This is a genomic window from Streptomyces auratus, from assembly GCF_050433025.1.
GTDB classification, from domain to species: Bacteria; Actinomycetota; Actinomycetes; order Streptomycetales; family Streptomycetaceae; genus Streptomyces; species Streptomyces sioyaensis.
Genome location: NZ_JBNGCB010000003.1, coordinates 561,675 through 580,919 on the forward strand (window position 1 = coordinate 561,675; position 19,245 = coordinate 580,919).

Genomic DNA, 19,245 nt, shown 5'->3' on the forward strand with positions numbered 1-19,245 from the left:
TGCGTCAAGCATCGTCCTGGATGCGCCTCACCTGGCGCAACCGTTTCGACCGGATGCGGTCGGTCCCGGGCGTCCCCAGGACCGACCACCCCATCGGATGTGACCGGGCTGCTGTCCCCTGCTGACCGGTCACTGCACCGGAGCGAGGTCCCACGACGCGGACCGCGGCTGGCGGTCGGCGTCTCATCGCTCCGGGGGTCCGCCCGTGGGGCGGCGTCTACGCGTAGTCCTGCAGGCCGCGCCTGGCTGGCGTGGCACCGGGAACAACGAAGCCTCGCAGCGGCCGGTCACGCGCCGTACGGGTGAGTCGGCAACCGAACGCAGATCCGGCAGTTGCGCCGGGGCGCGCCCTTCCTGCCGCGCGCTCCGCCCCCACCGGAAGCCGGCCGCACACCGTCGGGAACCAGCCATGCCGCGGGCCCCGGATGCCTCAGATCTGGCCCCGTGACAGCTCCAGCAGGGTCATCGCCAGCGCGGTGCCCGGCTTGCCGAGCTGGTCGCGGTAGTGGGCGAGGATCTCCATCTCGCGGGAGAGGTTCACCCGCCGCCCGCCCGAGGTGAGGCGCTCGCGCTGGATGACGGCCGAGACGGCCATCCGTTCTTGGACGAGGCCGATGATCCGGCCGTCGAGATCGTCGATCCGCTGCCGTGCGTCGGTGATGATCCCGGCGGCCTCCGGGGTGCGTGCGCCGGTGTCCGCGGCAGTGCCTGCGGCGGTGGGGGTCTCGGTGCTCATGTGCGTCTCCTGGGGTGTGGGGCCCCGGAGCCGACGGCCGGTCCTGACAGACGCAGACGCCCCGGACCTTGTCGGCCCGGGGCGCCTGGGAAGTTGCTCGTCAGTGGATCAAGCAGCACGACCATGGCAGCCGGTTGGGCCGGTGCCATAGGTAAAGACGAAGGTCAGCTGCTTGTTCATGGGGCTCAGTATGAGCCCGTTAGAATCGAAAGTCCAACCCCGCTCCACACCGCCGGAAGGCCGCCGAAGTGCCATCAGCGCCCCCTGCCGCTGCCCCGGACGTCGTCCTCGTAGTCGACTTCGGCGCACAGTACGCCCAGCTCATCGCCCGCCGAGTCCGTGAGGCCCGGGTCTACAGCGAGATCGTGCCGTCCACCATGCCGGTGACCGAGATGCTCGCCAAGAACCCCAAGGCGATCATCCTCTCCGGCGGTCCCTCGTCCGTCTATGCCGAGGACGCCCCCAGCCTGGACCGTTCGCTGTTCGAGGCCGGTGTCCCCGTCTTCGGCATGTGCTACGGCTTCCAGCTCATGGCCACCACCCTCGGTGGCACCGTCGACAACACCGGCGCCCGCGAGTACGGCCGTACCCCGCTGACCGTCGCCCGCCCGGGATCCACCCTCTTCGAGGGCACCCCCGCCGAGCAGTCGGTGTGGATGTCCCACGGCGACGCCTGCTCCGCCGCCCCCGAGGGCTTCACGGTCACCGCGTCCACCGACGTGGTCCCGGTCGCCGCCTTCGAGAACGACGAGAAGAAGCTCTACGGCGTCCAGTACCACCCCGAGGTCATGCACTCCACGCACGGCCAGCAGGTCCTGGAGCACTTCCTCTACCGCGGCGCGGGCATCGAGCCGAACTGGACCACCACCAGCGTGGTCGAGGAGCAGGTCGCCGCGATCCGCGCGCAGGTCGGCACCAAGCGTGCGATCTGCGGGCTGTCCGGCGGCGTGGACTCCTCGGTGGCCGCCGCCATCGTGCAGAAGGCCATCGGCGACCAGCTGACCTGCGTCTACGTCGACCACGGTCTCCAGCGCAAGGGCGAGTCCGAGCAGGTCGAGAAGGACTTCGTGGCCGCCACCGGCGTCCAGCTGAAGGTCGTCGACGCCGAGGAGCGCTTCTTGACCGCACTGGCCGGGGTCAGCGACCCCGAGCAGAAGCGGAAGATCATCGGCCGCGAGTTCATCCGCGTCTTCGAGCAGGCCCAGGCCGAGCTGGTCGCCGACGCCGGCGCCGAGGGCGAGGAAGTCGCCTTCCTGGTCCAGGGCACGCTCTACCCGGACATCGTCGAGTCCGGCGGCGGCACGGGCACCGCCAACATCAAGTCGCACCACAACGTCGGCGGCCTCCCCGACGACATCGAGTTCGAGCTCGTCGAGCCGCTGCGCCAGCTGTTCAAGGACGAGGTCCGGATGGTCGGCACCGAGCTCGGCCTGCCCGACCAGATCGTCCAGCGCCAGCCGTTCCCCGGCCCCGGCCTGGGCATCCGCATCGTCGGCGAGGTCACCAAGGAGCGCCTTGACCTGCTGCGAGAGGCCGACGCCATCGCCCGCGAGGAGCTGACCGCGGCCGGTCTGGACCGCGAGATCTGGCAGTGCCCGGTGGTCCTGCTCGCCGACGTCCGCTCGGTCGGCGTCCAGGGCGACGGCCGGACGTACGGCCACCCGATCGTGCTGCGCCCGGTGTCCTCCGAGGACGCGATGACCGCGGACTGGACGCGGATGCCGTACGAGGTGCTGGCCCGCATCTCCACCCGCATCACCAACGAGGTCGCCGACGTCAACCGCGTCGTCCTCGACGTCACCAGCAAGCCGCCGGGCACCATCGAGTGGGAGTGATCCCACTCGCCGCCTGACCCACGCCGCCGTCCGGGCCACCGGGCGGCGGCGTGGTGCGTTGCGGCGTGGGGGAGTGCGCGGAGGCGGTCGCGTCCTCAGCCCCGTACGGCCGAGGCCAGGCGCTCCAACGTCGTGGCCATCGCCGGGGCCATCCGCCGCGGGAAGCCGGGGAGTTCGACGACGAGGCGGGGGAGCCGGGCGCGCGACCAGTCATAGGTGTGGGTGACCCGGGTGGTCCCCGCGGCCTCGGTGCCGTCCGTGCGCTCCGTGCCGTCCACGGGCGTCAGCTCGTAGCGCCAGCGCTGCCCGCCGACCAGCCGCCGGCCGCCGACCTCGCCCCAGGTCTCCCAGGCCAGCAGCCGGTCCTCCTCGTACTCCACCACGATGTTCACCGACCGGTAGGCGAGGCGTCCCTGCGCCATCCCCATGCTGAACCGGTCGCCGGGCCCCAGCGGCGACGGGCCCTCCGGGCGGCCGCGCAGCATGCCCGAGCCGTCCAGCTCCGTATGCCGGGCCGGGTCCCGGAGGACGGCGAAGAGCTGCCCCGGTGTGGCGCTGATGTCCTTGCTGACCGATACGGCTCTCATAATGTGCCCCTCCGCTGCCGTTTCTGGTGCGTTCATGATGCAGGCCGACCGATCTGTGTCCGTCTTGGCCCTGGTTACCTGCGGTAGTGAAAGGTAGCTTCCGCTTCGAGCATCAAGAGCCGTACGTGCCAGGAGGAGAGCCGCGATGCCCGAGCCGACGCCCATACCCACCGAAGAGCTGCATTTCGCGATGCCGCCGACGCACGAGACCGTCGAGGGCGAACGGCGCCACCGCAAGGAGCGCCTGGTCGCGGCGCTGCGCCTCTTCGGGCGCTGCGGCTTCGAGGAGGGCGTCGCGGGCCACATCACCGCCCGCGACCCGGAGTTCCCGCACTGCTTCTGGGTCAACCCCTTCGGGATGTCGTTCCGGCACATCACGGTCGGCGATCTGATCCTGGTGAACGCCGAGGGCAAGGTCGTCGAGGGCCGCTACCACGTCAACCAGGCCGCGTTCGCCATCCATGCCCAGGTCCACCGGGCCCGCCCGGACGTCGTCGCCGCGGCGCACAGCCACTCCACGTACGGCCGGGCGCTGTCCGCGCTGGGCGAGCTGCTGGAGCCGATCACCCAGGACGTCTGCGCCTTCTACGAGGACCATGCGCTCTTCGACGACTACACGGGCGTGGTCGTGGACGAGGAGGAGGGCCGGCGGATCGCGGCCGCCCTCGGCCCGCACAAGGCCGTGATCCTGCGCAACCACGGGCTGTTGACGGTCGGCGACTCGGTCGACGCGGCGGCGTGGTGGTTCCTCACGATGGAGCGCTCCTGCCAGGTCCAGCTCACCGCGAAGGCGGCCGGCAAGCCGGTGCTGATCGACCACCACAGCGCCGTCCACACCCGCGAACAGCTGGGCAACGACCTGGTCGCCTGGATCAACTACCAGCCGCTGTACCAGCAGATCGCCCGCAGTGAGCCGGATCTTTTCGACTGAGGGCGGTCTTGAGGGGGCTTGCGGGGTCGGGCCTGCGGGGCGTCCGTCCGTCCCGCAGGCCCCTCGGGCTCACGAGGGCGGCAACAGCTCGCGCAGCGGCGCCACGGTCGCCGAGATGCCGTGGCTGAACGGTGCGTTGAAGTCCCAGACGAGGAACAGCAGAAAGGCGATCAGCGCGCTGAAGAGCCCGGCCATCAGCAACTCCCGCCCCGAACGCCGGATCTGCAGGGTGAACATCACGCCGATGGAGATGGCGCCCCCGGCGATCAGCCCGAACCACACCACGCCCGGCAGCGTCGAACCGGCGGCGTCCGCACGGGCGGCGCGGGCCCCGTCGGCCGCCGCGACCTGATCGATCAGGGGCTGGTAGGACTGCCCTTCGAAGTCGTTGCGCGGGCGGTAGTCGGTGACGTCCGCCCGGACCTTCGTCAGCAGATCGCTGCCACGCCGGGTCAGTTCGCCCTGCTCGGCCATGACCGGCCACTCCTTGTGCACCACATACGTCACATAGGCCCCGACATCCGCACGGATCTTGTCCCGCACCGGCGCGGGATAGGCCCGGGCCCGCGCACCGACCTCGTGCAGCGCCTGGGCCTCGGTCCGTACGGTGTCCTCGGCCGCACTCCTCGCCTCCCATACGCCGGCGATGGCCAGGCCCAGCACGATCGCGTAGACCACCCCCACCATCATCGTCAGATACTCGATCACATCCGGCGTTTCGGTCGGGTCGTCGTCCTCAGTGATCCGCCGCTCCTTGAGGACGGTGATGGTCAGGACGACGCCGCAGACCGCGGCCATGGCGATGGTCAGCACCAGCCATTGCGACATGGAGACCTCCTACGAGGAACGGCGTCCGGCGGAACCGGACGAGGAGCTCGAACGGGGACGGAGGGCGGCCCCGGCCAGCACGGCCGGAGCGGTGAGCAGCAGGACCGTGGTCACCATCGAGCGCCTGCCGTGCGGCTTGTGGGACACCTGCGCATGGCTGCGGGGCAGGACGGGCGGCGGGGAGGGGGGACGGCGGGTCGGGGTGTGGCTCGGCGCGTGGGACGGCCGGGGAGCGGGGGGCGGGGGCACGGCGGGGCGGGCGTGGTGAGTGGGTCGTGGCGGCGGGGACGGCGGCGGAGGCGGTGTCGTCCGGGCCCGGGGAGGGGGCGGGGGCGGCGGCGTCGGCCTGGGGGCGGGCGGACGAGGGGCCGGCGGGCGGGGCGGCGGCGGGGCCGGCGGTGTCGTCCGGGTGCAGGGGAAGTGCCAGCCGTGCGGCATGGGAAAGCCGGTCGGCACGTCCACCGGCGGCGCGGTCCCGGCGTACGCGCAGTTGTCGCCGGCGACCGGGCGGCCGTAGGGGGCAGCGGCGGCTGCCGCCGGGGCGGTGGCGAGCAGCGCGGCGGCCCCGGTCAGCAGCAGACACACGGCGGCGGCCGCCAGCAGCCTGGGCGCCAGGCGTCCCAGGGCGCGCAGGAGTTGCGGGGGGCGGGCGCCCCGCCGGTCGCCGGGCCGGCGCGGCGGCGGTCCCGCCGGCCGGGGCGCTCTGAGTGACCTGTGCGGTCCGGGTACGTGGCACACGGCGAGAGCTTGCGCAGCACACGGACGGCTCAGCCGTCGCCGTAGCCCGGTTCGCCCAAATAGGGGACCTGGCTGTATTTCCCGGCGCGCGGCCGGTCGGATGTGCGGACGGATACGTACGCCGGTACGGAAATGCCGGGGCGCACACGGCTTCCCGGCGCTCCCGATGCCGTACGTCAACGCGCCAATGCGCCCCACCACCCGCCGCCAGCTGGATGTTTGATATCGCACCCGGCTTTCTACGGCACAATTCCCCCTTGTACGGGACAAGTTGATGACGGTGGCGGGGCGGTAACGGACGTGGCGGTGGATGCGGCGGGCGGGATGAGCGGTGCGGGTGAGCCGGGGGAGGGCGCGGAGGGCGCCGACGGCGGTGAGTGCCGGTGCGGGCAGTGTCCGCACGGCGCCCGCGTGGGGCACCGGCAGGCGGTCGCGGCGTTCGTCGCGCTGCGGGAGGACTTCGCCGCCGGGCGCGGGGTGCCGGCCGGGCTCGCCCGCTCCGCCGGCGCCTCCCGGCAGTGGGTCTCCGACGAACTCACCCTCTCCGCACAGGAATTGACCAAGCGGCGTGCGGCCGAGCGGGTCACCTGGCTGACGACGGTACGGCGGCGCACCCTGCTCGGCGTCTGGGGCGCGGTGGTGGCCGTGCTACTCGGGCAGGCGCTGACCGCCCTCGCCCATGGCTGGACGGCGACCCGGACGGCGGGGCTGCTCGCGGCCGTCGTCCTCGCGCTGGGGGTGACGGCGGCGGCCTGGTGGCACCGGGCGCACGGCGGGGCGCTGGCACCGCTGATCGGGGAGGACGGGCGGCTGTCCACCTCGCGCACGGTGGCGGCCGGCTGGGCGGGTGCGGTGCTGTACGCCGTCCTGACGCTCGCGGTGCAACTGGCGCTGGCCGGCACCCCGGAGGCGCGGCGCACCCTGCTCCAGGGCCTGGCGCTCGCACGGTCCGGCTCCCTGCTGGCGATGCTCGCCGTCGCCTGCGGGGTGGCCGTGCTGGCCTACGGGCTGGTCGGCGCGCGGGTGCGGTCCGGGTGGCTGCAGAAGGTTCCGGCGGAGCGGCCGCGCGCCGCCGATCTGCTGACGGACGACGCGGGGCGCGGCAGCTTCCTGGACGTGCAGTACGTCCTGGTGAACGCCGCCGTCCTGGGCTGTGCCCTGGTACGGCTGGCGCGGCAGGCGAACGAACTGCCGCAGCTGCCCTGGGGGCTGGTGCTTCTGGCGGGGCTCTCCGGGGTGACCTCCCTGATGGGGAAGCTCGTGACGGGCGGCCGCCCGGTGATCCTCTCCGTTGTGCGCTCCCGTGAGCTGGGCGACCTCGCCGCACCGGTCCGCACCGGTGACGACATCGAGATCCGCGGCGCCGGCTTCGTCCCGCCGGGCGCCGGCACGCCCGACCGGCTCGCCCGGACCGTGGTGCGGATCGGCGATGTCCATGTCCCCGTCCCCCTGGTCCCGGTGGCCGGCGGCTTCGCCAATCCCACGGACGGGGTGCTGACGGTCCCGGTGCCGGTCGATGTCGAGCCGGGCCGGGTGAAGGTCCGGGTGATCACGGCCGCTGGTGTCGAGACGGCTGGGTATCCGCTGGACATTCTGGACTGAGGGGTGGGGGTGTCCGCCGGGGCCTAGGAGCCTGCGGATCTTCGGGGCGCCTGGGGGAGCTGGGCCCCGGCGGTGTGTCTTGGGGCAGGTGGGGGCGGGTGCGGGGCGTTGGCGGCGGGGCGTCCGGGGCCGGGTCGTCTCCTCTGTCGGGCTGTTTCCTCGGCCGGTCACCGTCGGCCGGTCACCGTCGGCCGGTCACCGTCGGCCGGTCACCATCGGCCGGTCACCGTCGGCAGTGCCGTCCGCGGTGGTGTGACGGTCGGGGCGTGACCTTTCAGTGTGCCCCAGCCGCCGGAAGTGCATCCATCCGTTGAACCTCTTGCGCATGTGCGTACGTATCTCCCCACGAGGCGCGGGCGCGGGCACAATCGTGTGCGCCCGGTGGTAACGGAGAGGCGGACGTCATGGTTCATGCGAATCGCACGATGGGTGCCGAATTCGGAGGTGCGAGCCTGGACGGCCCCGCCACCGGAATGCGGGGACAGTGGGCGCGCCATGCGCTGCTCCCGTTGCGGCTCTTCCTGGGCGCCACTTTCCTTTACGCAGGCATCGACAAGCTGACGGACCCGGCGTTTCTGTCCGCCAACGGTGCGGGCTCACTGGGCGAAACACTGCGCCAAGCCCATGACGCAGCGGCGTTTCCACAGCTCATCGACCTTGCGCAGCAGAATCCGGTGATCTTCGGCTATGCCATCGCGGCCGGTGAACTGGCGGTCGGCCTGGGAACCTTGGTGGGTCTGCTGGGGCGGCTGGCGGCGTTCGGCGGTGCGCTGATCTCGCTGATGCTGTGGCTCACCGTGAGCTGGGCGACCACGCCGTACTACTACGGCAACGACCTGGCCTACCTGATGGCCTGGGTCCCGCTCGTACTGGCCGGGACACCGAGGTTCTCCCTGGACTCCGCCCTCTCGAACCGCCGCAAGCGACACGGGGCGCAGCTGTACGGCTAGGGCCTGTCCGATGGGTCAGGGTCGGACAGGCCCTGGGCGGGCGGGGGCTGCTGGCCGGGCGGTTGCTGGGTGGCGGGGCGGCCGGGTGACCGGGTGCGGCGTCCGTCGGGGTGCGGGGGCGGTGCCGGGACAGGAGGATGTGCGCCTGGTCAAGAGGGCGTGGCGGGTGGTGGGGCTGCGGGCGGTGTGCGGTGGCGGCGGGCCGAGGTCCAGGCGGCGGCGATGCCGGAGAGGGCGAGGCCGGCGGGGAGGGCCAGGAGCAGCCAGAGGCCGGGGGCCTGCCAGAGGTCGAGGGCGTCGAGGCCGTAGCCCGCGCCGACGGTGAGGGCGGCGAGGCCCGAGATGAGGCGGGCCGGTTCGAAGGGGTGGCGTTTCACCGGGAGGCTCCCTGGGGGATCGGGGCGGTCGGCGCGACGGGGGCCGGCGGGGCGGAGTCCGGCGCGAGGCGTTCGATGGCGACCTGCCCGGCGCCGATATGGAGGTCCAGATCCACCGAACCGCGCGGCTTCTCGCCCTTCTTCAGGCCGTTGGCGGGCAGGGTGATGGTCCGCTGCCGGTTGCCCGCCGACAGGTCCACGTCGTGGGGTGATTCACCGGGGAGCTGGACATCGCCGAGCCCGAGCGAGACATGGAGGCGGGCGCTGACTCCCTGCGGCAGTCGCACCTCCAGGCGGCCGAAGGCCACGTCCACGCTGGTGTGGACCGTACGGCCGTCCTTGAGGGGGAGGTCGCCGAGGTCCAGCGTGCCTTCCCCCGCCCCGACCTCGTAGTGCGGCCGGACGGCACCGACGCTGGTGGGCGTCCAGGTGCGCTTCTGCCAGTCGGTGGTGAGGTTGCGGGGCATTGCCGCCGCCCCCGTCAGCAGCAGGGCGGTCACTACCACCAGGAAGACCGTGCCGCCGCCGGTCCGTCCGTACCAGGCGCTGAGGACGAGCCCGAGGCCGAAGACGGCCAGCGCACAGGCCAGCGCGGACTGGAGGGACGGGACGAGGCCGTCATGCCGGGAGACGGCGAGCGCGGTGCCGCCGCCGACGAGCAGCGCGAGCAGAAAGGTCCAGCCGCCGATCGACCGGCCGCTGTGGCGAGTTCGGCGCGGGGCGGGAGGGGCGCCGTGCGGCGGCGCGGAGGGGCTGCCGGGCGGCCGGCTCCCGCCGGTCCAGGAGCCGTACGGGGCGGTGGGCGCGCCGGTGCCGTGCTCGTACCGGTAGTTGATGTCGAGCGGGAGCGGGGTGTTGTCCGGTCCCCACAGATAGGCCGGACCGGTCGCCTCCCTGGAGCGCGGGTCGCGCCACCAGGAGGGGTAGGCCGGCACCGGGGGTGCCTTGGTCTCGGGCGGGGCATCGGCGACGGCATGTGCGGTGGCGGAGTCGAGCGACTCCGGGCCCTGCGCCCCCACCTGCCGGCGCCGGCGCGACCAATAGGCGGAGCCGGCCACCGCCAGCATCAGCATGATGGCGAACGACATCATGCTGCCCTTGCCGAGCGTGGTCAGGAACAGTCCGCAGCCGACCAGAGCGAACAGCAGGGCCGTCAGCGCCGATCCCTCGACCCGGCCGGAAAGCAGCCGGCGGCCCTCGTTCTCCTCCTCGCCGTCGAGGGGGATGAGCAGCCAGGCGAAGCCGTAGACGATGAGGCCGAGGCCGCCGACGGAGAGCACGGCGAGCACGATCCGGAAGATCACCGGGTCGAGATCCGACTGCCGGCCCAGGCCGGCGCACACCCCGCCGATCACCTTCTGCCGTCGGCTGCGGCGCAGCGGGGCGGCAGGCGCCGGGGCGGGGCCGGCGGGGTCGCCGGGCGCCGGTTCCTCGACGGGGGCTGTATCGCTCATGAGCCCATGGTGACAAGGAACGCCGAGCCCCGGCATCGGTGAAAACCCTGGCGGATCCCTGAGATCTGCGGCCGGTGGCCCCGAGACGCCCCAGGGGGCGGTGAAACCCCTCGTGGGTTCGCATATGACCCCGGGCTGTTGTCGCGGCATGAAAGAAGGGCGTGTACGTGTGGTGGCCAAAGGTCTGTCCGCCCGCAGTGGCGACTATCGTTGCGCCCTGTATACGTACGGGGCTCCGGAGGGGCGCGCGGTGACGGAGGCGGGGTCGGTGAACGAGGGGCGACTGGTCGCCGGGCGATATCGCCTGGTTGAACGGATAGGCCAGGGCGGTATGGGGACCGTCTGGCGGGCCCGGGACGAACTCCTCGGGCGCCAGGTGGCGGTCAAACGACTGCATGTCTCGCCGCAGCTCGAAGAGGACGAACTGGCAACGCGTCATGAGCGCACCACCCGCGAGGCGCAGGCCGCGGCGCGCATCAACCATCCCAATGTGGTGGGGGTGCACGACGTCGTGGACGACGCCGGGCTGCCCTGCATCGTCATGGAATACGTCCCCTCCACGACACTCGGCGATGCCATCAAGGAAGCCGCACGGGCCGACAGTTCGCTCACCCCGCGCGAGGCCGCCCGTATCGGACGCGGAATGATCGCGGCGCTGCGTGCCGCACACTCCGCCGGTGTGCTGCACCGGGACGTCAAGCCGGGCAACGTGCTGCTCGGTGAGGACGGCCGGGTCGTGCTCACCGACTTCGGTATCGCGGTCGCCAGCGGTGCCTCCACGCTCACCAAGACCGGTGAGCTGGTGGGCTCCATCGACTACTTGGCGCCGGAGCGGGTCAAGGGCGGAACGCCGGGGCCCGCCTCCGATCTGTGGGCGCTGGGCGCGACGCTCTATCAGGCGGTCGAGGGGCGTCCGCCGTTCCGGAAGAACACCGCGGTCGAGACGGCTTACGCGATTGCCATGGACCCGCACGAGCCGCCGTGCAACGCCGGTTCGCTGGCCCCGCTGATCGAGGCGCTGCTGGCCAAGGAGCCGCAGGACCGGCCGTCGGCCGAGGTCGTCGAGCAGGCGCTGCGGGCCGCCGAGGCCGAGGTGGACACGGCGATGCTCGGCTGGCCGACGCTCGCGCTGGGCACGGTCGGGCGGGGTGCCCCGGACTCGGCCACGACGAACGGGCAGACGGAGGCGCCGACCCGTGCGGTGGCGCCCACGGGCGGGGACGGCGCCGCCCCGGAGTACGCCACGAACGGAACCGGCACACGGAACGGAACCGGCACACGGAACGGCACGGGTACCGGGACGGGGAACGGCACCGCTACCGGTATGGGCGCGGACGCCGGCGGCGAGGCCAAGACCGGCCCGGTGGACGTTCCCTCCGGCGGCAAGAAGCCCCGTAAGCGAAGGGGTGCCCGGATCGCGGTCTGGACCGTCGTCGGGGTGCTGGTCGCCGGCGGCGGGGTGGGCACGGCCTGGTACCTGACGCAGCGCGACGACACCGGCGTGACCAACGAGGCCTCGGACAAGGACGTCCCGGCGCGCCCCCGTGTCCCGGACAACAAGCTCGGCCCGCCGCCGGCTCTCCCCGCCGGCTACCGCAAGATCACGGAGTCCGCGCTCGGTGTGACCTTCCCGCTGCCCGACGGCTGGAAGCGGCAGGTCAGGGACAGCGGACGGGAGATCATTTACTCCTCCGACGCCGAACGCGCCCAGATGACTCTCAGCGTCCTGGACTTCTCCTCGCCCGACCAGGTGCAGCACCTCACGGACGTCGAGGGGTCCTTCAAGAAGTTGTACCCCGTCTACTCGCGGCTGCGGATGCAGCGCACGGTCTACCAGGGCGACCCCGCCGCGATCTGGGAGTTCACCTTCCAGGGCCGGGCCCGCGCCTTCCGGGGCGTCGACCTCGGGTTCGGCCGCGAGGGCGCCAAGGAGTACGCGATCTGCGTGACCGCCCCAAAGGACAACTGGTCTAAGTTCGCGGAGCTCTTCACGCACATCAAGGACGGCTTCCGCAGGTCCGATCCGACCAGCTGACGGTCGGCACCGGACCCGGCGCAGCCGCCCGGTCCGGCTCCGGACGCCCTGTCCGGCCCCGGGGCTCCTGATCCGGCTCCGGGCCCGCCCGGTGAAAGTTCAGGGACGGCTTCAGGGTCGTCCCTGATGCCCCGTGCCGCGGCGTCGTGTGACGATCGGGGACATGACCACCGCCCCACCGCGCGCCGAGCCGGGCTACGCCCCGGCGCCGGACCCGGATGAGCCGCCCGTGCGCAAGCTGTACCGCAGCGCCGACGGGCGGCTTCTCGGCGGTGTCGCGCGCGGTCTGGCGGGGCATCTCGGGCTGCCGGTCTCCTGGGTGCGGATCGTGTTCGTGGCCCTGTTCATGGCCGACGGCATGGGCGCCCTGCTCTATGCCGCGTTCTGGTTCTTCGTCCCGCTGGGCGTCGGCGGCGTGGAGCATCGGCACCCCGCCGCGGCCGACGGGAAGCGCCGCCTGCCGCGGCACAAGCCCGACCGGGGCCAGGTCTTCGCGCTGATCGCGCTGCTCATCGGCGCCTCGATCGTCGCCTCCCGGTTCCAGCTGGGCCGGGCCGACGGCTATGTCTGGCCGGTGCTGCTGATCGGCGCCGGTGTCGCCCTGGTGTGGCGTCAGGCGGACAACTCCCGCCGCGCCCAGTGGCTGGAGCTGGGCCGCCGCAAGGGCGTGCTGCCCGTGCTGCGCGGCGCGGCCGGTGTGCTGCTGGTCTGTGTCGGGGTGACCATCATCGTCGTGCTGCAGGGATCGGTGCGCCATCTCGGCTCGGTGCTGCAGGCCTCCCTCGCCGTCGTCGTCGGCATCGCGCTGCTGGCGGGCCCCTATCTCGTCCGGATGACCCAGGACCTCTCCGAGGAGCGGCTGATGCGCATCCGTGCCCAGGAGCGCGCCGAAGTGGCTGCCCATGTCCATGACTCGGTCCTGCACACCCTCACCCTGATCCAGCGCAACGCCGACGACCCCCGGGAAGTGGCGCGGCTGGCCCGTGCCCAGGAGCGCGAACTGCGCGCCTGGCTCTACAAGCCCGAGGGCCGCGGCAAGGAGGAGGACGAGGAGCCGGCCACCGTGGCGGAGGCGGTCCGCAAGGCCGCCGCCGAGGTCGAGGACCACCATGGCGTCCCCATCGAGGTCGTGGTCGTCGGTGACTGCCCGCTGGACGAGGCGCTCGGCGCCCAGATGCAGGCCGCACGCGAGGCGATGGTCAATGCCGCCAAGTACGGTGGCGAGGGCGGCGCGGTGCAGGTGTTCGCCGAGGTGGAGGGCCGCACGGTCTTCGTCTCGGTGCGCGACCGCGGCCCCGGATTCGACCTGGACGCGGTCCCCGAGGACCGGATGGGCGTACGGGAGTCCATCATCGGACGGATGGAGCGCAATGGCGGGACGGCCCGGCTGCGCTCCGCTCCCGAGGGCGGCACGGTCGTCGAGCTGGAAATGGAGCGCGCGGCGCAGGAGCACGACGCATGACGGCGCCGGGCCAGGGGCGGTCGGTGGCGACACCGCGGGCCGGCGCACGGGATGATGACGGGGCAGACACCGAGGGACGGGCGGAAGAGATGACCAGCGAGGGCGCACAGCAGGACGGGACCGGCAGCGAGGCGGCCGGGGACCGGACCGTACGGGTCGTGCTGGTCGACGACCACCGGATGTTCCGTACGGGCGTCCAGGCCGAGATCGGTGAGACGGGGCGCACCGGCGTCGAGGTGGTCGGCGAGGCCGCCGATGTCGACCAGGCGGTCACGGTCATCACCACCACACGCCCCGAGGTCGTCCTCCTGGACGTCCACCTCCCCGGGGGCGGCGGCGTCGAGGTGCTGCGCCGCAGCGCCGCGATGATGGCCGACGCCGAGCGCCCGGTCCGCTTCCTCGCGCTCTCCGTCTCCGATGCGGCCGAGGACGTCATCGGCGTCATCCGCGGCGGCGCCCGCGGCTATGTCACCAAGACGATCACGGGTACGGACCTGGTCGACGCGGTCTTCCGGGTCGCCGACGGCGATGCGGTCTTCTCACCACGGCTGGCCGGCTTCGTCCTGGACGCCTTCGCCTCGACGGACGCCCCGCCGATCGACGAGGACCTCGACCGCCTCACCCAGCGCGAGCGGGAGGTCCTCCGGCTGATCGCCCGCGGTTATGCGTACAAGGAGATCGCCAAGCAGCTGTTCATCTCCGTGAAGACGGTCGAGTCCCATGTCTCCGCGGTGCTGCGCAAGCTCCAGCTCTCCAACCGCCATGAGCTGACGCGCTGGGCGGCGGCCCGGCGACTGGTCTGACCTGCGGTCCCCGGCGCGGGAGCCGGGGAGCGGCGGGTATTTGATGAGGGTATGACGAGGGTGTAAAGAAGCACCAAAGACGGGCAACCAGGACTGCGCGGATCACCATCTAACGGCGCGGAGAGGCTCACTGCCGAAGGCGGGGCCGGAACCACCCCATCCTTCGCGTAGCTGTCCTGGAAGCGAGACCCGATGAGCCTGACGGGCACGCCCTTCTTTCTCACCTCGATCACGCTGTTGATTGTCGCCGTCGTGCTGCCGCTCGCCCTGTGGGGCCGGATAGCCGGGCCGCCCCTGGTGCGCGGCCTCGCGCGGCTGCTGATGCTGCTGTTCGCCCAGGTCACGGCCATCACCGTGGTCTTCGTCCTGGTCAACAACGCCAACAATCTCTATGACACCTGGGGCGATCTGCTCGGCACCGACAGCCATGTCGCGGCGGCCAAGGACCTCGGCCCCGACGGTATGGGCGGCCAGCAGATCAAGAACGAGCCCAAGCAGATACAGCGGTTCCGCCCGGCCGACGACCCCAGGGTGGGCCCCGGTGTGCAGAGGACCGACCTCAAGGGCCGGATATCCGGGGTCATCGGCGAGGTGTACGTCTGGCTGCCGCCGCAGTACAACGACCCGGCCTACCGGAACAAGAAGTTCCCGGTGGTCGAGCTGCTGCCCGGCTACCCCGGCTCGGCGAAGACCTGGTTCGGCTCGCTCCACGCGGCCGAACAGCTCCAGCCGCTGATGCAGCGCGGCCTGGTCAAGCCGGCCATCCTGGTGGCCCCGCGTACCGATCTCCTCGCCGGCGCGGACACCGGATGCGTCAACGTCCCCGGGCAGGTCAACGCCGACAGCTGGCTGACCGTCGACGTACGCAAGATGGTCATCGACAACTTCCGGGCCGGCGACAAGCCGGACTCCTGGGCCCTGGCCGGCTACTCGGCCGGCGCGCACTGCGCCGCCAAGCTGGCGCTGTCCCACCCGGACCGCTACCGCGCCGGGGTCGCCATGTCCGGCTACAACGACCCGGCGCTGGAGCGCGATTCGCTCGCCGGCAAGGACCCCAAGCTGCGCATCGAGTCCAACCCGATGCACATCCTGAAGTCCGCCAACGCGGCAGGGAAGCCGCCGCGGACCGCGCTGTACGTGTCGGGCGCGGCGGGCGACGGCTACCAGGCCGGCATCGGTCTGCGCGGGCTCGCGAAGCATCCGACCACGGTGACCGTCCAGCTGATCCCGGCGAACGCGGGCGGTCACACCATGGTGGTATGGCGCCAGCAGGTACCGGAGGTCTTCCGCTGGCTGGGGATGTACCTCCGGGCGTAGGCGCTCCGCCCGGGCCCGCGCTCAAGCCCCTGCGCCGGGCCGGCCGCCGCCGGCACCCCTGCGCCCGGGAGACCCCCGGCCGGTCCTAGGGGTCAGGGTGGGACAGGCCCTAAGCCGGCCGGGTCGCCGCCGCGAACGGCATCTGGTCGATCGGCGCGATCCGTACCGGCGCCCCCGGATGCGGTGCGTGGATCATCTTGCCGCCCCCGATGTAGAGCCCCACATGGCTGATGCCGGAGTAGAAGAACACCAGGTCACCGGGGGCGAGTTGGGACCGGTCGATGCGCGGCCCGGAGCTGATCTGGGTGTAGGTGGTCCGCGGCAGCGCGACGCCGCCGGACTTCCAGGCGGCCTGGGTCAGCCCCGAGCAGTCGTAGGCGGAGGGGCCCGTCGCGCCCCAGACGTACGGCTTGCCCAGCGCGGCGTAGGCGAAGGAAACGGCCCGCGCGGCACGGGGGTTGGGGGCGGCGGCCGCGGCGGCCCCTGAGCCGTGGAGGATCCCGTCGAGGGGGCCGTCCCCGCGCGCCCCCCGGTCCGCATGGACCGTACCGGCACCGTCCCGTCCCGCCATCCGCTGCCGCTGCTCGGCGGTCAGCCGGTTCAGCAACTGCTCGGCGGCGTCCAGCTTGTGGACGACCGTGACCCGGTGCTTCTTCAGCGTGGCCTCGGTGGCCGCCAGCCGCTCCGCGGTCTCCTCGGCCCGCTGCCGGACCTGCCGTACGCTGCCGAGCCGGCGTGCGTAACCGGCCACCGCGGTCGCCTGATGACTGCCCGCACGCTCCAGCACCGCTGCGCCGTCCAGATAGCGCTGCGGGTCCGCGGACAGCAGCAGCCGTACGGTCGGGTCCACCCCGCCGGAGCGGTACTGGCTCGTGGCCAGCGCCCCCAGCTCGGTGCGGGCGGCGTTGAGCTTCTGGGTCCGCCGGGCGACCTCGTCCTGCAGCCTGCTCAGCTCCTGGCGTGCGGTGCCGGCGGCTTCCTTCGCACCGTTGTAGTTCTGCGTGGCCACCTCTGCCTCCTGATACAGCGCGTTGATCCGGCCCTTGACCTGGGCGGGGGTGGGCGGGGACGCGGCCTGGCCGGTGCCGTCGAAGACGGTGGCGGTGGCGGCACCCGCGAGTGCCAGCGTGGCGGCGGTACGGGCGGTGCGGGTGCCGCCGGTCAGCGAGGCGAGCGGATGCTGCCTGGGCTTGCGGTGCGAGGCCACGGTGGCCGTCACTTCCTTCCCTTTGAGCCGGGGGCCGGCGGCGGTCCGTCACGGGGGGCAACGAGCCGCCGCCGCACCTCGCGGCGAGGCGGCCGACAGGACGCCGGTGGGGGGCCGGCGAAGGCGGGGAGTCGACCGCCTGGAGGAGGACGCTAAGCCTGGGTGTCGCGCCGGGGAGTCCGATTGCCCGGCATTGTTCGCTTTCGACCGGTGCCGATGTGCGGATGACCGTGCCGTCGGCGGCTGCACGGCCGGTACCGGTCCGGCCTGACCGAAGCGACGATTGTGGGCGCCCTGCCCGCAGGGCCGTGCTATGCGGCGGCTACGATCCCGCACTATGGACGTAGTAATCAATCTCTTCGTCGGCCTGCACATCATCGGCATCGCCGCCCTGCTCGGCGGCTTCCTGACCCAGATGAAGGCGATGGGCGCGGGCACCGCCCGCTTCGTGCCGGCCATGCTGCACGGCGCGCTGACGATGCTGGTCACCGGCGTCGCGCTGGTCGGCCTCAACGAGGCCCAGGGCCACCACGTCAACACCATCAAGATCGGCATCAAGATGGCCGTGCTGGTGGTGATCCTGGCGCTGGTCTACGTCAAGCGGGACGAGGAGACGATCGCCAAGCCGCTGTTCGGCGCGGTCGGTGCGCTGACGGTGGCCAACATCTTCATCGCGGTGCTCTGGACCTGAGCGGCGCCCCGGTCCGGACCTGAGCGGCGCCCCGGTCCGGACCTGCCCGGCGCCCCGGTCCGAATCTGAGCGGCGCCCCGGCATTCCGGGTAGCGGACCACCGCCCCACAACAGCACACCGCGCGGTCCTCGCACTCCGTATTCGGAGGCGACGGCCGCGCGGTGGCGTGTGGGGGGTGACCGTGGGGGGTGGTTCCGTGGGGGAGCACAGGGCGCCGGGCCTCAGCCCGGGCGGACGCTCCCGTAGATCGGCATGTAGTAGATCGACTCCTCCCGGACGCTGGCGCCCGGGTGCGGCGCGTGGATCATCTTGCCGCCGCCTATGTACATCCCGACGTGGCTGATGTCGTCGAAGAAGAAGACCAGGTCACCGGGTTGCAGGTCCTTGGTGGCCACCCGCTGGCCGACCTTGACCTGGTCCCAGGTGGTCCGCGGCAGCGTGACGCCGGCGGCCTTGTACGCCGCCTGCGTCAGCCCCGAGCAGTCGTAGGAACTGGGGCCGGTGGCGCCCCAGACGTACGGCTTGCCGATCTGGGCGCGGGCGAAGGCGAGCGCCTGCTCGGCCTTGGTGGAGGACGAGTCGCCGGTCGAGCTGCCGCCGCCGGTCTGGCCGCCCGTCGAACCGCCGCCGTCCTGCTGCCGCTGGCGCTCGCGCTCCTGCTGCCTGCGCGCCTCCTCCTCGGCCTTGCGCTTGGCGGCCGCCTCCTTCTGACGCTCCAGCGCGGCCAGCCGCGCCTTCTCCTGGGCGGTCAGCCGGGACAGCAGCTGACGGGCCTCGGACAGCTTGTCCTGGACGGAGCGCTTGGACTCCTTGAGGGAGGCCTGGGACTTCTGCAGCTGCTCCAGGCTGTCGGTCGCCTTGACCCGCTGGTGCGCCGCGGCGGCCGCCTGCTCCTGGTAGTCGGTGACGGCCTGCTTCTGCCGGCCGGTCAGCCGCTCCATGAGGTGGCTGCGGTCGAAGAACTGCTGCGGGTCCTTGGCGAGCATCAGCTGCGCCGTCGGGTTCATCCCGCCGGTGCGGTACTGCGCCGAGGCGAACATGCCCAGCTGGTGCCGGGACCGGTTCATCTGCTCGGCACGCTTGGCGGCGGCATTGAGCAGGCCGTCGACGGTGTGGCGCTGTTCGTCGGCGCGCTCCTTGGCCCCGTTGTACTTCTCGGTGGCCAGCTCGGCCTGGTGGTAGAGGTCGTCGACCTTCTTCTTGACCTCTTCGATGGAGGGCTTGGGCGCTCGGGGGGCCGCGTCGGCGGACTGCGAGAGCAGAGTGACCGACGCGAGGGCTGCGGTGGTGAGCCCGGCAGCCGTACGGCGGCCTCCGGGCGAGGTGAGGACGCTGGTGCGCGGCTTGCGATGGGACGCCAAGGCCGGCAACTCCTTCCGTGGACCGCCTACCGGGTTAGCTGTCGGGTTCGGGCGGTGTCGATGACGGAAGGCTTGCCCTACGGTCCTTACGTCCGCCTGAGACGGCCGTACGGATCGATTCACCCCGGTGGTGCTGGTGGGTCCCCGGCTCCGGGTGCCGTGAGGCAGGGCCGGACTCGGCGCGGCGGCCCGTGCGGACGCTGTCGTACGCGGGGAGGCGGGCTGCCTGAGCGAGGACGTTAGCCAACTCGTGTGGCTCCTGTGAAGGCTGATGTTCGATATGCCCGAAACCTTTTTGTGACCTGAACGCGATCCGGGGGTTGTTGTGGC

At 72.2% G+C, this 19,245-nt stretch carries 16 protein-coding genes, 1 pseudogene and 1 riboswitch; of the genes and pseudogenes, 9 read left to right on the forward strand and 8 right to left on the reverse strand.

The annotated features are described in order from the left end of the window. Nucleotides 1-430: 430 nt before the first annotated feature. Entirely contained in the window at nt 431-736 is a 306-nt protein-coding gene (locus BKA18_RS22135; protein WP_366044501.1) for a chorismate mutase, read from the reverse strand. Nucleotides 737-984: 248 nt separating this feature from the next. Here BKA18_RS22135 and guaA point away from each other — a divergent pair, with 248 nt between their 5' ends. Next, nucleotides 985-2,571: a glutamine-hydrolyzing GMP synthase gene (guaA, locus tag BKA18_RS22140; RefSeq protein ID WP_006603760.1), complete on the forward strand. Its 1,587-nt coding sequence runs from the start codon at nt 985-987 to the stop codon at nt 2,569-2,571. Between the two features lie 95 nt (nt 2,572-2,666). Here the strand turns inward: guaA and BKA18_RS22145 are convergent, their stop codons facing one another. Continuing rightward, nucleotides 2,667-3,158: an SRPBCC family protein gene (locus tag BKA18_RS22145; protein ID WP_366044500.1), complete on the reverse strand. Its 492-nt coding sequence runs from the start codon at nt 3,156-3,158 to the stop codon at nt 2,667-2,669. Between the two features lie 139 nt (nt 3,159-3,297). On the opposite strand from BKA18_RS22145, the pseudogene BKA18_RS22150 reads away from it, so the two are divergent. Then, nucleotides 3,298-4,089: pseudogene (locus BKA18_RS22150) on the forward strand (class II aldolase/adducin family protein); the annotation flags it as partial. Nucleotides 4,090-4,158: 69 nt separating this feature from the next. Here the strand turns inward: BKA18_RS22150 and BKA18_RS22155 are convergent. Further along, nucleotides 4,159-4,917 carry a bestrophin-like domain gene (locus BKA18_RS22155; protein ID WP_366044499.1) on the reverse strand — a complete coding sequence of 253 codons (759 nt, stop codon included), beginning with the start codon at nt 4,915-4,917 and terminating at the stop codon, nt 4,159-4,161. Between the two features lie 9 nt (nt 4,918-4,926). Beyond that, the gene (locus BKA18_RS22160; RefSeq protein ID WP_366044498.1) at nt 4,927-5,655 is read right to left on the reverse strand and encodes a hypothetical protein; all 729 of its coding nucleotides are present in this window, start codon (nt 5,653-5,655) and stop codon (nt 4,927-4,929) included. Nucleotides 5,656-5,979: 324 nt separating this feature from the next. On the opposite strand from BKA18_RS22160, the gene BKA18_RS22165 reads away from it, so the two are divergent. Together BKA18_RS22165 and BKA18_RS22170 are read left to right on the forward strand one after the other, a co-directional pair. Continuing rightward, nucleotides 5,980-7,257 (forward strand): hypothetical protein, encoded by a 1,278-nt coding sequence (locus BKA18_RS22165; RefSeq protein ID WP_366044541.1) that lies wholly within the window; start codon nt 5,980-5,982, stop codon nt 7,255-7,257. Nucleotides 7,258-7,661: 404 nt separating this feature from the next. Beyond that, a complete protein-coding gene (locus BKA18_RS22170) occupies nt 7,662-8,207 on the forward strand; it encodes a TQO small subunit DoxD (RefSeq protein ID WP_366044497.1) in 546 nt (181 codons plus the stop codon). Between the two features lie 149 nt (nt 8,208-8,356). Here the strand turns inward: BKA18_RS22170 and BKA18_RS22175 are convergent, their stop codons facing one another. Continuing rightward, nucleotides 8,357-8,584 carry a hypothetical protein gene (locus tag BKA18_RS22175; RefSeq protein ID WP_366044496.1) on the reverse strand — a complete coding sequence of 76 codons (228 nt, stop codon included), beginning with the start codon at nt 8,582-8,584 and terminating at the stop codon, nt 8,357-8,359. Then, on the reverse strand, nt 8,581-10,038 hold the full coding sequence (locus BKA18_RS22180; RefSeq protein ID WP_366044495.1) for a PspC domain-containing protein: 1,458 nt from the start codon (nt 10,036-10,038) through the stop codon (nt 8,581-8,583). The genes BKA18_RS22175 and BKA18_RS22180 overlap by 4 nt, the downstream gene beginning before the upstream one ends. 331 nt (nt 10,039-10,369) lie before the next feature. On the opposite strand from BKA18_RS22180, the gene BKA18_RS22185 reads away from it, so the two are divergent. From BKA18_RS22185 to BKA18_RS22200, 4 genes are all read left to right on the forward strand, one after another. Continuing rightward, nucleotides 10,370-12,073 (forward strand): serine/threonine-protein kinase, encoded by a 1,704-nt coding sequence (locus BKA18_RS22185; RefSeq protein ID WP_366044540.1) that lies wholly within the window; start codon nt 10,370-10,372, stop codon nt 12,071-12,073. Between the two features lie 163 nt (nt 12,074-12,236). Then, nucleotides 12,237-13,535, forward strand: a complete 1,299-nt coding sequence (locus BKA18_RS22190; RefSeq protein ID WP_366044494.1) for a PspC domain-containing protein — start codon at nt 12,237-12,239, stop codon at nt 13,533-13,535. An 89-nt stretch (nt 13,536-13,624) separates the two neighbouring features. Further along, nucleotides 13,625-14,338: a LuxR C-terminal-related transcriptional regulator gene (locus BKA18_RS22195; RefSeq protein WP_006603750.1), complete on the forward strand. Its 714-nt coding sequence runs from the start codon at nt 13,625-13,627 to the stop codon at nt 14,336-14,338. A 192-nt stretch (nt 14,339-14,530) separates the two neighbouring features. Then, nucleotides 14,531-15,655: an alpha/beta hydrolase gene (locus tag BKA18_RS22200; RefSeq protein ID WP_366044493.1), complete on the forward strand. Its 1,125-nt coding sequence runs from the start codon at nt 14,531-14,533 to the stop codon at nt 15,653-15,655. A gap of 109 nt (nt 15,656-15,764) precedes the next feature. Here BKA18_RS22200 and BKA18_RS22205 read toward each other — a convergent pair whose 3' ends face one another. Continuing rightward, on the reverse strand, nt 15,765-16,874 hold the full coding sequence (locus BKA18_RS22205; RefSeq protein ID WP_366044492.1) for a C40 family peptidase: 1,110 nt from the start codon (nt 16,872-16,874) through the stop codon (nt 15,765-15,767). A 325-nt stretch (nt 16,875-17,199) separates the two neighbouring features. On the opposite strand from BKA18_RS22205, the gene BKA18_RS22210 reads away from it, so the two are divergent. After that, the gene (locus tag BKA18_RS22210; protein WP_366044491.1) at nt 17,200-17,553 is read left to right on the forward strand and encodes a hypothetical protein; all 354 of its coding nucleotides are present in this window, start codon (nt 17,200-17,202) and stop codon (nt 17,551-17,553) included. Between the two features lie 222 nt (nt 17,554-17,775). On the opposite strand, the gene BKA18_RS22215 is transcribed toward BKA18_RS22210, so the two are convergent. After that, nucleotides 17,776-18,915 carry a C40 family peptidase gene (locus BKA18_RS22215; RefSeq protein WP_366044490.1) on the reverse strand — a complete coding sequence of 380 codons (1,140 nt, stop codon included), beginning with the start codon at nt 18,913-18,915 and terminating at the stop codon, nt 17,776-17,778. A 7-nt stretch (nt 18,916-18,922) separates the two neighbouring features. After that, nucleotides 18,923-19,092: riboswitch (cyclic di-AMP (ydaO/yuaA leader) on the reverse strand. Between the last annotated feature and the right edge of the window lie 153 nt (nt 19,093-19,245).